Here is a 13797-nt window from a genome sequence, read left to right as displayed (position 1 = left end):
TTTTTTTGAAAAGGGATGACAATGGAACACAGAACACTGGGCAACTACGGCTTGCGCGTCGCCCCCATCGGTCTGGGCTGCATGGGCATGAGCTTTGCCTATGGCGGCGCGGACGAGGCCACCTCGCTGCGCGTGCTGCACCGCGCCGTGGAACTGGGCGTGACCCTGATCGACACGGCGGAAGTCTACGGTCCCTACGCCAACGAGGACTTAGTAGGCCGCGCCCTGAAGGAACTGCGCGGCAAGGTCCACATCGCCACCAAGTTCGGCTTCAAGATCTTGCCTCACGGCCAAGGCGTCGAACGCATGGCCGGTGTCGACAGTCGGCCCGAGCACATCGTGCAAGCCGTGGAAGGATCGCTGTCCCGGCTCGGCATCGAGTGCATCGACTTGCTGTACCAGCACCGCGTGGACCCCGCCGTGCCCATCGAAGACGTGGTCGGCGCCATGGCCGAACTGGTACGGGCGGGCAAGGTGCGCCACCTGGGGCTGTCGGAAGTGTCGGCCGCCACCCTGCGCCGCGCCCACGCCGTGCACCCGATTGCGGCCGTGCAGTCCGAATACTCGCTGTGGAGCCGCGACGTGGAAGCGGACGTACTGCCCGCCTGCCGCGCGCTCGGCATCGGTTTCGTGCCCTACAGCCCGCTGGGCCGGGGCTTCCTGACGGGCCAACTCACATCCGGCGCCGCGCTGGCGCCAGACGATTACCGCCACAGCCTGCCCCGCTTCCAGCTGCCCGCAATGGCGGCCAACGCCCACCTCGTTGCCGAATTGCAGCGCCTGGCGGCCGCGCGCGGCGCCACGGCGGCGCAATTGGCCCTGGCCTGGCTGCTGGCGCAAGATACCGACATCGTGCCGATTCCCGGCGCCCGCAGTCTGGTCCACCTGGAAGAAAATGTGGCCGCCGCGCAGATCACCTTGAGCGACACCGAGCTGGCCGCCATCGGCGCCGCCATTGCGCCCGCTGCCGTCCACGGCGCGCGCTACCCGGCGGTGGAGCTTGCCATGGTTGGCCTGTAGACAATCATGCTGGAGTGCGCTAGCTTGAGTATGACAAGCAATTCTTTGCCTCTTTGCACTTGAAATGCCTGAATCCGCTATCATTTCCAATCTAAAATATTCATTATGAAAGGGATTTATATGTCCGATTTGCTCGAAACACTGCAATGGCGCTACGCCACCAAGAAAATGGACCCGACGAAAACGGTGCCGCAAGACAAGGTCGAGCGCATTCTGGAAGCCGTGCGCCTGACGGCCAGCTCCAGCGGACTGCATCCTTACGAAGTCTTCGTCGTGACGAATCCGGCCCTGCGCGAGCAGATCAAGCCGCATGCGTGGAACCAGTCGCAAGTGACGGACGCCTCGCACCTGCTGGTGTTTGCCGCCTGGGACAATTACACGGTCGAACGCATCAATGCGCGCTTTGACCTGGTCAATGAAGTGCGCGGCTTCAAGAACGAAGGCTGGGAAGCCTACCGCCAGCAAATCCTGGCCACGTATCCACAGCGCGATGCGGAAACCAACTACCAGCACGCGGCACGCCAGGCCTACATCGGCGTGGGCACGGCCCTGATCGCCGCGGCGCAGGAAAAAGTCGATTCGACGCCGATGGAAGGTTTTGATCCAGCCAAGGTCGATGACATCCTGAAGCTGCGCGAAAAAGGCCTGCGCTCCGTCGTCATGCTGCCGCTCGGCTACCGCGCCGACGAAGGCGACTGGCTGGTGGACCTGAAAAAAGTGCGCCCTGCGCGCGAGCAATTCATCACCGAGCTGGCATAAGCACCTCGCCAGTGACTGAAAAGCGGATGCCGGCGACGGAATCCGCTTTTTTCATGGCGACTCGTCCATGCCCGTCATATTAGCCCGGCCAAACAGCGCAGCCGCTTCACTGCAAGAACAGAACCGAATATCGTTGATGTGAGATTTGGTGAGTAATTGCCTATTTCCAATGTGTTAATGTGGTTCAATGAATGTATCTATAGCAAATTAGTTTCAAAATAGACACGAAATTCATCGAATTCATTAACGGGGAAGTACGTGGAACAAGTAGAAGACCTGGCGGAACAGCCCGTCAAAGCAACACCAGAGTACGCAATTCGAATCTCCAATGCCAGCAAGCTGAACTTAGCAGACTTCCAGAACTCCATTCCTCTGCTGCGTGAACTTTCCATTGTCAATGACGGTGATAGCGAGATCACCGATTTGCGGTTACGCCTAGAATCGTTTCCTCCATTTTTGAAATCAAAAACCTGGCTGATCGATGCCTGCCAGGCAAAGTCCAACTACGGCATCAAAGATTGCGATGTGCAACTGGACGGCATAGTACTCGGCAAACTGACCGAGGCCGAGACCTCGACAATTACATTGACATTGTTTGGCAAGACAGGCGCGTCCACGGAGCGCGTGCTTGCGACAGAGGAACGTAAGGTAGAGCTGTTGCCGCGCAACCAGTGGGGAGGACTTTCCCACCTGCCCGATCTCGTTGCTGCATTCGTGCAGCCAAATGAGCCGGCAATCGACCGGTTGCTCAAACAAGTCGCCGACGTATTGCGACAGGCGGGGAAAAGCCCTGCGCTGGACGGTTATCAGGGTGGTGCAAAACGTGCATGGGAGCTTACCTCTGCTTTGTGGACAGCCGTGGCAGGGCTGGGGTTGGACTACGCTCTTCCACCAGCCAGTTTCGAGCACCGAGGCCAGAAGGTACGCAGTGCGGCACAGGTGATGGACGCCCGCATCGCCACCTGCCTTGACCTGACGCTAATGTTTTGCTCGGCGCTGGAACAGGCGGGCTTGAATCCCATTGTGGTATTCACGAAGGGACACGCGTTTGCTGGCGTATGGCTACGTCAGGAAGAATTTTCCACGGTGGTTATCGATGACGTGACGGCCATCCGCAAACGCATCAGGTTAAAAGAACTAACCCTGTTCGAAACGACACTGATTACCTCGCGGCCGGCACCATCCTTTACGTATGCCACCGATCTGGCCGCCAGTCAGGTCGCCGAACAGGTCGAAGAGCAATTCGAGTTGGTGGTTGATATCCGGCGTGCCCGCATGCAACGGATCAAACCGCTTGCCAGCGGTGTAAGCCAGGATATCCTCGCCCCCGCCGACAGCGCGATGAAAGCAACCGCCGCCACATTTGACGACGGCGCACCTGATTTGCCAGACTACGGAACGACGAGCGAGGCGCCCGGCTTCGATCCGATGGACAGACTGGCCCGATGGCAACGCAAGCTGCTTGACCTATCGCTGCGTAACAATCTCCTCAATTTCAAGAGCGGCAAGAAGTCTCTCAGGATAGATGCACCGGAACCTGGCATACTGGAAGATGTGCTGTCCGACGGTGCACCGATACGACTGTTACCAAGACCAGATCTGATGGATGGGCACGACCCACGCAACCAGGCAATACACGAACAGCGCGCACGTGAAGACGTACGTCGCGAGCATGCCCTCGATGCGCTGAAACGGCGCGAGGTATTCGTCAGCGTCAACGAGCAGGAACTGGAAACCCGGCTAGTCGATCTTTACCGTAGTGCCCGCACGGTGTTACAGGAAGGGGGAGCCAACACGCTGTTTCTGGCACTAGGCTTTTTGAACTGGACGCGCGACGACAAAGCGGGACAGAAGTGTAAAGCGCCGTTGATCCTGATTCCAGTTTCGCTTCAGCGCAAGAGTGCGCGCTCCGGCTTTACCTTGTGCCTGCATGAAGACGAACCACGCTTCAATCCCACGCTGATTGAGATGCTGCGGCAAGACTTCAATCTCAACCTGGGCGTCATGGATGGCAAGTTGCCGCAGGATGCCGCAGGACTTGACGTCGCGCTGATATGGCGTACCGTCTCGCATGCCGTGCGGGACATCAAGGGCTGGGAAGTATCAGACGAAGTGGTGCTAGCTTCGTTCTCGTTCGCCAAATACCTGATGTGGGTCGATCTGACGCAACGCACGGATCAGTTGCGTCAGAGTCCGGTCGTGCGCCACCTGATCGACAGTCCGCGCGAACCCTATCCATCCACGGTAGCGTTTCCGCTGGCGAAAGAGCTCGATGCGCAATTTTCTCCTGACAAGACATTCTGTCCACTTCCTGCCGATTCATCGCAACTGTCAGCGGTCATGGCCGGAGCCAAGGGTAAAAATTTTGTACTGATCGGGCCACCAGGAACGGGCAAGAGCCAGACCATTGCCAACCTGATCGCACAGTGCCTGGCCGAAGGAAAGCGGGTGTTGTTTGTGTCGGAGAAGATCGCAGCGCTCGATGTGGTGTATCGACGCTTGCGCGAGGTGGGCCTGGGCGAATTCTGTCTCGAACTGCACTCGAGCAAGGCACGCAAGCTCGATGTGATCACCCAGCTGCAAAGAGCTTGGGAAGCCCAGGGCGCTGTTGATCCAGAGGAATGGCAAGCGCAGGCGGCCAAGTTGAAGCGGCTGCGCGACGAATTGAACCAGTACGTCGCTCGACTGCACCACCGGCATCGTAATGGCCTGACAATTTACAAGGCGATCGGCATCGTGGTCGATGGCGAAGATGTGCCTAAACTCGATCTTTCCTGGAACTCGGCCGATGTACACGACCATACGCAGCTTGACGCCATGCGCGACTTGACTACCCGTCTGGAAGTCAACGCCGGGGCGGTTGGCGCCCAAGAATTACTCAAGGGTCCGCTGATGATAGTCGGGCAAGCGGAGTGGACTCCTTCTTGGCAGCAAGCATTCATCAGTGCGACGAGGACGGTGGTACCGGCAGTTGAAGAGCTACAATTGGCCATCACCAGTTTTGAGAATGCAACCAATCTTGCGGGCTTGCCGACTGGCCGGCGTGCACGCCTGGCAGTGGCTGATCTGACGCAAGCACTGCCCAATGCCTTTGGCCGTCAATGGGGCTTTGTGTTCCGATCTGACGCGCGCGAGCTACTAACTCATCTGCGTGATGGATACCAACTACTGCTCCAGCATCGTGATCTGAGTGCACACATCCGTCCTGCATGGACCGAGTCCGTCGTCGCCCGATGCAAAAAAGCACTGGCGCTGCTCGAAGAGCGTGACCGCGTGATGTCGCTGCTGGGCCAACCCTGGTCTGACGATATTCAGGCCGAGTTCGAGAAAGGATTGCAACTGCTCCACACCCTGGCCGCGAGTGTAAGCAACCTGTCCGTGCAGTATGGCGAACAAGTGGACGCACTGAACGTGCATCAACTACAACGTGGCTGGGTCGAAGCAGAACGCAGTGCATGGCCCTTGTCGTGGATCCGCAAGCGCCAGCTCACAAAAGTGCTGACCGATTGCGTGACTGGCGATGGCGATGCCGATATTGGCCGTGACCTGCCTTTGCTGGTCCGTATCCGTGAATTGCGATCCGCAATCGACAAGGTGGAAATAGGTACGGTGAGTGACGGTATTTGGGCGGGTTTGAAGACGCGTCCTGAATTTGTTCAGACAGCGCTACGCTTGCAGCATGTGCTCGGACAAGCACGCCGACAAGAAGTCTGGAATGATCAGGGATTTGACGTAATCGAGAGCGGACGTTGTGGCAAATTGCTTGCACTGGAGTTGGAGCGTTTGCGGCAACTTCGTGCCCTCAATAGTGAAATCGCCGATATGCAGCCGCTGTCCGCAGACACAGGCGGCCTGTGGGATGGTCAAGCGACACGCCCTCATTTGCTGGCAGCGGCCATGCGCTTTGCGATTGCCTTGCGCGCTGTGCAGGACGCTGGCGTGCTGCAAGGCGAGCATGATGAGATCGCGACATCAAGCTGTGGCGCGGGGCTAGCTGCTGACTACCAGTACGTGCGTCAGCGCGCTATCCTTGAAGAAAAGCTGCGCGCCTTTGATTATTTGCGCGCCTCGACCGGCGGCACTTGGGCAGGCCTGCAGACACGCGCAGACGACATCGACTGCGTGGCAACCTTTCATTCAGTACTTACATCGGCAATTGCCAACTTAGCAGAGACAGTCGAAGACGCTGACGTGCTGCGTCAAGCATTTGAACAATTGGTTGTAGAAGGCAACGCATTACTAACACCATCTGGTCTACTTGCCAGCAGCGGCGCACAGTATAGGGCCGCGCTTGATGCCTTGCAGCCCGTGCTCGCCAGTCTTGCCGCCGTAGGTACATTCAGCGAAGGCGTAGCCATGCAGTTCAACGAGCTGCCATTGAACGAGCTGATCATCTGCTGCAAGCAAATCGTTGCAGCAGAACCACGCCTGAAGGCATGGTGCGCATGGCGCAAGGTACGCTCAGAAGCGCTGTCGTTATCGCTGATGTCGCTTGTCAACGCAATGGAGGACGGCACAGTGCAGCCAACAGAAGCGCTGCGCGCCTTTGAAACCAACTATAGCCGCTGGTGGCTCAATCAGGCTGTCGACAACGAAACCGTCATCCGCAACTTCGTTTCTGCCGAACATGAAAAGCGGGTCGGGGACTTCCGCGCACTTGACAGACAGTTTACGGATGTCACACGCGCGTGGGTGCGTGCCTCGCTTTGCGCGGGCATGCCGCGCTCCGAGGAAGTAACGCGCCATTCGGAATGGGGCGATCTGCGCCATGAAATCAACAAGAAGAAGCAGCACATGCCGTTGCGCGAGCTGATACAAAAGATTCCCTCCGTGCTGGGGAAGCTGGCGCCATGTCTGTTAATGAGTCCGCTATCAATTGCCCAGTACCTGGCTGCCGATGCCAGTGCATTTGACTTGGTGGTGTTCGACGAAGCATCACAGATTCCGGTATGGGATGCGATAGGTGCCATGGCCAGAGGCAGGCAGGTGGTGATGGTGGGCGATCCCAAGCAGTTGCCGCCGACCTCATTTTTTGACCGCGCAGAATCGTCGAACGACGACGGGGATGTCGAAGATGACCTCGAAAGCATCCTTGATGAATGCATGGGCGCGAACCTGCCGACAATGAATCTGGCTTGGCATTATCGTAGCCGCCACGAGTCCCTAATCGCGTTTTCAAACCATCGTTACTATGGTGGAGGCCTGGTGACATTCCCATCGCCGGTCGCCGAAGACCGTGCCGTCAGCTTCCATCACGTGGCAGGCGTGTATGAGAAAGGTGGTGCGCGCATCAACAAGCCCGAAGCGAAGGAGTTAGTGGCCGATATCGTTGCAAAGCTGCGTGCGCCGAACTTCAGGGAATCGAAACTGACGATCGGCGTCGTCACCTTTAATACGGAACAGATGAACCTGATTGAAGATTTGCTTGACGAAGAGCGCCGCAAGGACCCATCGCTGGAACCATATTTTTCGGAGACTGAACCCGAACCGCTGTTTATTAAGAATCTGGAATCGGTGCAAGGTGATGAGCGCGATATCATCTACTTCTCGCTTACCTATGGTCCAGACTTGGCAGGTGCGATATCGATGAACTTCGGTCCGATGAACCGCGATGGCGGCGAGCGCCGACTGAATGTCGCAATCACGCGCGCGCGCCAAGAGTTGCGGGTATTTTCAAGTCTGAAACCAGAGCAATTCGACCTGTCTCGCACACAAGCCGCTGGGGTGCGAGACCTCAAGCAATTTCTGGAATTTGCCGAACGTGGCCAGCGTGCGCTAGCAGAGGTGAGCAAAGGTAGCATGGGAAGCTTCGACAGCCCATTTGAAGAAGCGGTGGCCGCAGCACTGGCCTCTCGCGGCTGGCTGGTGCATACTCAAATCGGCGCATCGTCATTCCGTATTGACTTGGGCGTAGTGCATCCAGATGCGCCCGGCATCTATCTTTGCGGTGTCGAGTGCGATGGCGCTACTTACCATCGCTCGGCAACGGCGCGTGACCGTGACATGTTACGTGAGCAGGTATTGCGTGGTTTAGGCTGGGAAATCGTGCGCATCTGGTCTACCGATTGGTGGATAGACCGAGCCGGTACACTTGAAAAGACGCACGCGGCATTGGAGCGCTTGCTTGAGCTCAGCCGGCAACAACGTAGCAAGTTGGCGGAGCGCGAAGCGGCTGAGGCGGAGGCAAAGGAAATCCTGACCAAAGCGCAAACAGAAACAACGGCGTCCACAGAAATGATAGGACTGACAAGCCCTGTTCTTGATATTCAATATGCCTCACGTGTTGCCGCCAGTCCGGATATTGACTTGACGAACACCACGCGAAATGAAGTGATTGAGTCTGCAACGGTAGACAGCATGAATGCCGACACTTTCTTTGATGCTTCCTACGATGACCAGCTTCGACACATGATTGAGCAAATCGTTGATCTCGATGGGCCATCACGCGATACCGTACTGGCGCGTCGCATCGCACGGGCGCACGGTTGGCAGCGTACCGGCGCACGCATTCAGGAGCGCGTCTCCTCGATAGCGCTTTCGTGCCTGAAATTTACGGAGGAAGATGTCGGCATGTTCTTCTGGGCGCGTGACCGAGAGCCTGAGCGAGCTATCCTATTCAGCCACGACGGAAAGGGTGGGCGCAACGTGGACGAAATTTGCATGGCTGAACTCATATCCCTCGCCCAACTGGTCGCCAGAGAAGGCCGGGCTGGCGACGACGCTGTGATGGCAATGGCAAAACGGCTTGGCATGCATCATGTTCGGGCCAGCAGCCGCAAGAGACTGGAGACCGCGCTTGACAATGCTATGAGTTAGAGCAAGCACATCATTTCTAGCATATTACGTAGTGATGTCATGCTGATCGGCATACGATTTTTCTTCACTATTCACGCCGCCTGCGGAAAGCGCACCGTCACCTGCAGTCCCCGGCCCGCCTCCCCATCGGCCAGCGCGATGTCGGCCTGGTGGTGTTCGGCGATGTGGCGCACGATGGACAGGCCCAGGCCGCAGCCCCAGGCGTCGTTGCCGTCGGGGCGGAAAAAGCGGTCGAACAGGCGCGCATGGTGCTGTTGCGGCACGCCGGGGCCGTTGTCGGACACGCGCAGCAGCGGCCGCCCCTCTTCCAGTGCCGCCTGCAAATCGACCCGGCCGCCCTGCTGCGTGTAGCGCAAGGCGTTGTCGATCAGGTTATTCAGCAGCACTTGCAAGCCGTCGGGATCGGCTTGCACCAGCACCGGGGCCGGCGGCGTTTCCAGCACGCCCAGGTCGATGTCGCGGCTGTCGGCCAGCGCGCTGTGGTCGGCCACGGCCGCTTCCAGCAACTGTCCCAGATCCACCGTGTGCAGCTGGCTGGCCGTGAGCGCCGTTTCATGGCGCGCCAGGCTGAGCAATTGCCGCACCAAGTGGGTGCTGCGGTCCAGCCGTTCATGCAGGCGCGCCAGCGCCACGCGGCGTTCTTCCTCGCTGCCGGCCCGTTCGGCCACCTGCAGCTGCAGTTTCAGCGCCGTCAGCGGCGAGCGCAATTCGTGCGCCGCATCGGCGACAAAGGTGCGCTGCGCCGTCAGCGCCGCCTCGAACTGGCCCATCAGGCTATTTAACGCCAGCGCCACGGGCCGCAGTTCGGGCGGCATGTCGTCGGCCGCCAGCGGCGTGAGCGCTTCCGGCGAGCGTCCGGCCACGGATTCGGCCAGCCGGTGCAGCGGCGCCAGCGCGCGCCCCACGACGGCGACGATCAGCAGCGCCAGGATCAGCGCGAACACCAGCAAGGGCGCGCCGGCGCGCGTGGTCATCTGCCATGCCAGCTGGTCGCGCACGGCCTGCGCCTGCGCCACCTGCACGTAGCGGCCGCGCCGCGTCTCGCCGTACAGGCGCCAGTCCTCGCCGTGCAATGTGACATCGGCAAATCCGGCCAGCGCATAGCGCGGCAATGCCGGCTGGCCCTGCAGGACGGGTAATGGCTGGCCGTCCTCGTCCCACGCCTGCAGCACGAACGCCTCTTCCGGCTCCTGCGCGGCGGCCAGGCCCGCCTGCGGCTCGAACTCGTCGGGCAAGGCCACGGCCAGCTGGCGCAGCTGCAAATCGGCCAGTTCATTGGTTTCTTCCAGCAGCGAGCGGAACAGCGAAATGCCGGCGCCGAGCACGCACAGCAAGGTGGCGGCCAGCAAACCGAGCAGTAATTGGCGGCGGATGGTCAGCATGCTGCCAGCCGCATCTTGTAGCCCACGCCGCGCACGGTCTGGATGGCGTCCGCGCCCAGCTTCTTGCGCAGCTGGTAGACGTACACGTCGACGGTATTGCTTTCCACTTCGCAATCCCAGCCGTACAGCTTTTCGCTCAGCTGACGCTTCGACACCACCTTGCCCGGATGGTCGAGCAAGGCGCGCAGCACGGAAAACTCGCGCGGCGGCAATTTAATCAGTTCTCCCTCGAACGTGACGTCGTGGCTGGCCAAATCGAGTATCAGCGCGCCATGCTCGATGACGGAGCGCGAACGGCTGACCCGGCGCCGCAGCAGCGCGCGGATGCGCGCCAGCAGCTCATCGAGGTCGAACGGCTTGACCAGGTAATCGTCGGCGCCGCTGTCGAGCCCGTCGACGCGGGCCGGCGTGCCGTCGCGCGCCGTGATGATCAGCACGGGCAACTCGGCCCCCCGCGCGCGCATGCTGCGCAGCACCTCCATGCCCTGCTTGCCGGGCAAGCCCAGGTCCAGCAGCATCAGATCGTAGGCGAAACCGGCCAGCGCCAGCTCCGCATCGTGGCCGTCGCGCACCCAGTCCACGGCATAGCACTCGCCGCGCAAGCCCTCGACCAGGCTTTCCCCGATCATCGGATCGTCTTCCACCAGCAACACGCGCACCTGGACCTCTCGCAGTCTTGAAAATACCGCTATCTTAACGTGGCTGGAAAAAGCGGGTCTGGCCGAGGCCGCAGCATGTGTCCGGCGCTCCTCGCCGGAATTCACGATGCGGTGACTATGTGCGCATTTGGCGCGTTTTTTATGCGGTATATTTTCCTTCCCTCCACGCATCTGGAAAGGCCTGCCATGTCCAGTTCCACCCAAGATACCGTCATCGTCAAGGCGGCGATTTATCCGCCCATCGGCATTGCCCGCGTGGGCAACAGTCCCAGCGAATACTTTCTGGGACCGGAAGTGCCGGAACCGGCGGCGCGGCCGGCCGGCTACTACCGCGATGCGTCCGGGGCCATCAAGCGCCAGGCGGCGCTCTTTCGCATCTACGGCCTGAATGCCGCCGGCGTGGCGGTGGCCGAATTGAACGCTGGCAATGCCGACATCGAATGGTCCGTCACCCTGGCCAACACCAAGGCGGCGTGGTACCAGTTCCAGATCGCGCTCGATATCCCCGAGGCGCACGTCACACAGCCCTCGTTCCTGCGCAACATGGCCGTCACGGACCGCGCGCAATTGTCCATCACGCCGGGCGAGCGCAAGATCAGCGGCAAGGAACAGCCGGCCGTGGCCTTCGACAGCGGCAGCTTCCTGGGCACACCGGTCTACCTGGGCGAATTGCAGACGGACGCCATGGGACGGCTGATCGTGCTGGGCGGCCACGGCAAGTCGGCCTCGTGGAACGGCGCGCGCGCCATCACCTTCGCCAACAACGAAGGCTGGCATGACGACACGTCCGACGGCCCCGTCTGCGCCAAGGTCAGCTATCAGGGCCAGGCTTTGCCCGTCGACATGGCCTGGGTGGTCGTCGCGCCGCCCGATTACGCGCCGCAGCAAAAATCCGTGCGCACCATGTGGGACTTGATGCGCGACTTGTTTGTTTCCGAAGGCAAAATTGCCGCGCCTGCCCTCCCTTCGTTCCAGGACGATATCCGCCCCATTTTCGAGCGCCTGTCCAACCTGCAATGGGTCAACGCGGGCTTCGCGGCCGCCTTCGGCTGGGACGGCAGCACGCCATTCAGCCGCGACGAATGGATGGCGCGCCTGGCCAGCCCATCCGAAAACCGCAGGGAGTGGCGCAACGTCATCTATAACCAGTTCCGCCAGTTCGAGCGCGACGCCTGGGCGCCATCGCCGTGGCCATGGCTGTATGGCGATGCGATGGCCATCCCGCCGGCAGACACGCCGCGCCAGAACTGCGCGCTGAGCAATCTGCAATTGCGCTTCCTCAAGCAATGGGCCGACGGCAAGTTCACGGACGACTACGCGCCCGGCAAGGCGCCGCCGCAAAGCCTGGCCGAGGTGGACGTGGCCCAGCAACCGGACACCCTGTTGCGCGCGGCCATGGAATTCTGCCTGGCCGACGCCTTCCACCCGGGCTGCGAAATGACCTGGCCCATGCGCCAGGCCAGCATGTACAGCGCGCCGTTCCGCCTGGCGCACCGGCCGCCGGGCTGGGTCGAGCCCGATTACGGCGCCGTCCTGACGCCGGACAATATCGGCAGCCCCTGCTCGGCGCAGATCGCCGGCGGCGTGACGCGCTGGATGGCCGTGCCATGGCAGACGGACACGGCCAGCTGTCGCTCCGGCTACCAGTCCGACTACGATCCCTACGTGCCCACGTTCTGGCCCGCGCGCGTGCCCAACCAGGTGATGAGCAAGCTGGCCTACGACACGGTGATGAACCGGGAAGTGCCCGTCGACGACCGCCTGGCCGCTTTTGCCCGGCGCGCCGCGTGGATACGTCCGCTGGGCAACATCAGCTATGAAGAACAGATCAACAACATGATCGCCGACCTGGCGCAAGTGGGCGTGGTCGAGGTGCGGCCCGGTCCCACGGACGTAACCGGCTTCCCCACGTTCCTGCAGGTGGAAAACCTGCCGCAGCCGGTAGCCGGCAAACACCAGCTGCGTGCGGCAGCGGCCATACCGGACGAGTTCGTCGACGTCGACCTGGAGGGCACGGAAAAAGCGCGCCATCTGCAGCGGCACCGCTTGTGAGCTTGCTGCAGGCCGACGTGCTCATCGTCGGCGCCGGTCCGGCCGGCGCCACGGCCGCCCTGAACCTGGCGGGGCGGCACCGGGTGTTGCTGGTCGACCGGCTGGCCGCACCGCTGGCGCGCATCGGCGAATCGCTGCCGCCAGCCGCTGCACGCCTGCTGCAGGACATGGGCTTGCTTGAAGCCTTCCTGCGGCAGGGCCATGCGCCCTACCACGGCAACCGCGCCTGGTGGAACGGTACCTGGACGGAACACCACTTCCTCAGCGATCCTGATGGGCACGGCTGGCACCTGGCGCGCGGCACCTTCGACTTGTGGCTGCGCGACGAAGCGCGCCGGCGCGGCGCCGCCCTGCTGGCTTCGGCCACAGTTGCGGGCATCACGCCCGAGGATGGCGGCTGGAGAGTACGGCTGGACACGCATCACGGCCCCTGCGACGCGGCCGCGCGCATCGTCATCGACGCCACGGGACGCAGCGCCTGGCTGGCCCGCAAAGTCGGGGCGCGGCGCCAGCGCAGCGACCGGCTGGTTTCAGTATGGCAATACGGACATGACCGGGCGCCATCGGCGCGGGGCTTGGCCCACATCGAAGCTTGCGAAGACGGCTGGTGGTACAGCGCGCCCCTGCCCGGCCAGCGCCGCGTGCTGGCCCTGCATACGGATGCGGACTTGCTCGCCAACGACGCCCTGCGCGACGCCAGCTGGCTGGAAGCGGCGGCGCGCCGACTGCCTGCCACGGGGGAATTGCTGGAGCAGCAAGGCTATGCGGCCGATACGCTCGCCATGGCCACCCCCGCCCATACGGCCAGCCTGGACGCCGGCGCGGGCCCAGGCTGGTTCGCCGTCGGCGACGCCGCACTGAGCTTCGATCCACTGTCGTCGCAAGGTATCTTCAACGCCCTGTACACGGGCCTGACCGCGGCCGAGGCCGCCGACCGCATGCTGCAGGGAGAGCTGCAAGCCTGTCAACACTACAATGGGGAATTGGCGGCCATCGGCGCCGCATACGAGCGCCACCTGGCGTACTGTTACAGCCTGGAAACGCGCTGGCCGACGGCGCCGTTCTGGAACCGGCGCCGGCCAGGCGACAGGCCCTGAACAGTGCAGGGC

The 13797-nt window shown here is 61.4% G+C and carries 7 protein-coding genes; 5 read left to right on the top strand and 2 right to left on the bottom strand.

Going from position 1 to position 13797, the window contains the following annotated elements:
- The first annotated feature begins 21 nt into the window (after nucleotides 1-21).
- The 3 genes from GYK42_RS16380 to GYK42_RS16370 all read left to right on the top strand — a co-directional run bounded on the left by GYK42_RS16380 (nucleotide 22) and on the right by GYK42_RS16370 (nucleotide 8595).
- Nucleotides 22-1020, top strand: coding sequence for an aldo/keto reductase (locus GYK42_RS16380; protein ID WP_166448342.1), 999 nt, complete (start codon nucleotides 22-24; stop codon nucleotides 1018-1020).
- A gap of 120 nt (nucleotides 1021-1140) precedes the next feature.
- The gene (locus tag GYK42_RS16375) at nucleotides 1141-1779 is read left to right on the top strand and encodes an NAD(P)H-dependent oxidoreductase (RefSeq protein ID WP_166448341.1); all 639 of its coding nucleotides are present in this window, start codon (nucleotides 1141-1143) and stop codon (nucleotides 1777-1779) included.
- Between the two features lie 258 nt (nucleotides 1780-2037).
- On the top strand, nucleotides 2038-8595 hold the full coding sequence (locus GYK42_RS16370) for a DUF3320 domain-containing protein (RefSeq protein WP_346768100.1): 6558 nt from the start codon (nucleotides 2038-2040) through the stop codon (nucleotides 8593-8595).
- Nucleotides 8596-8666: 71 nt separating this feature from the next.
- Here the strand turns inward: GYK42_RS16370 and GYK42_RS16365 are convergent, their stop codons facing one another.
- Both GYK42_RS16365 and GYK42_RS16360 read right to left on the bottom strand, forming a co-directional pair.
- The gene (locus tag GYK42_RS16365; protein WP_166448340.1) at nucleotides 8667-9977 is read right to left on the bottom strand and encodes an ATP-binding protein; all 1311 of its coding nucleotides are present in this window, start codon (nucleotides 9975-9977) and stop codon (nucleotides 8667-8669) included.
- Nucleotides 9971-10636 carry a response regulator gene (locus GYK42_RS16360; protein WP_166448339.1) on the bottom strand — a complete coding sequence of 222 codons (666 nt, stop codon included), beginning with the start codon at nucleotides 10634-10636 and terminating at the stop codon, nucleotides 9971-9973. Before GYK42_RS16360 ends, GYK42_RS16365 begins: the two co-directional genes overlap by 7 nt.
- A 186-nt stretch (nucleotides 10637-10822) precedes the next feature.
- On the opposite strand from GYK42_RS16360, the gene GYK42_RS16355 reads away from it, so the two are divergent.
- Both GYK42_RS16355 and GYK42_RS16350 read left to right on the top strand, forming a co-directional pair.
- Nucleotides 10823-12688, top strand: coding sequence for a LodA/GoxA family CTQ-dependent oxidase (locus GYK42_RS16355; protein WP_166448338.1), 1866 nt, complete (start codon nucleotides 10823-10825; stop codon nucleotides 12686-12688).
- Complete coding sequence (locus GYK42_RS16350; protein WP_166448337.1) at nucleotides 12685-13785, top strand: tryptophan 7-halogenase; 1101 nt, start codon at nucleotides 12685-12687, stop codon at nucleotides 13783-13785. Before GYK42_RS16355 ends, GYK42_RS16350 begins: the two co-directional genes overlap by 4 nt.
- The last annotated feature ends 12 nt before the right edge of the window (nucleotides 13786-13797 follow it).

The organism is Janthinobacterium lividum (genome assembly GCF_011601275.1).
Classification (GTDB): Bacteria; Pseudomonadota; Gammaproteobacteria; order Burkholderiales; family Burkholderiaceae_D; genus Janthinobacterium; species Janthinobacterium lividum_E.
The sequence above is the reverse complement of the archived record's forward strand: the minus strand, read 5'-3'. Positions and strand labels throughout refer to the sequence as shown.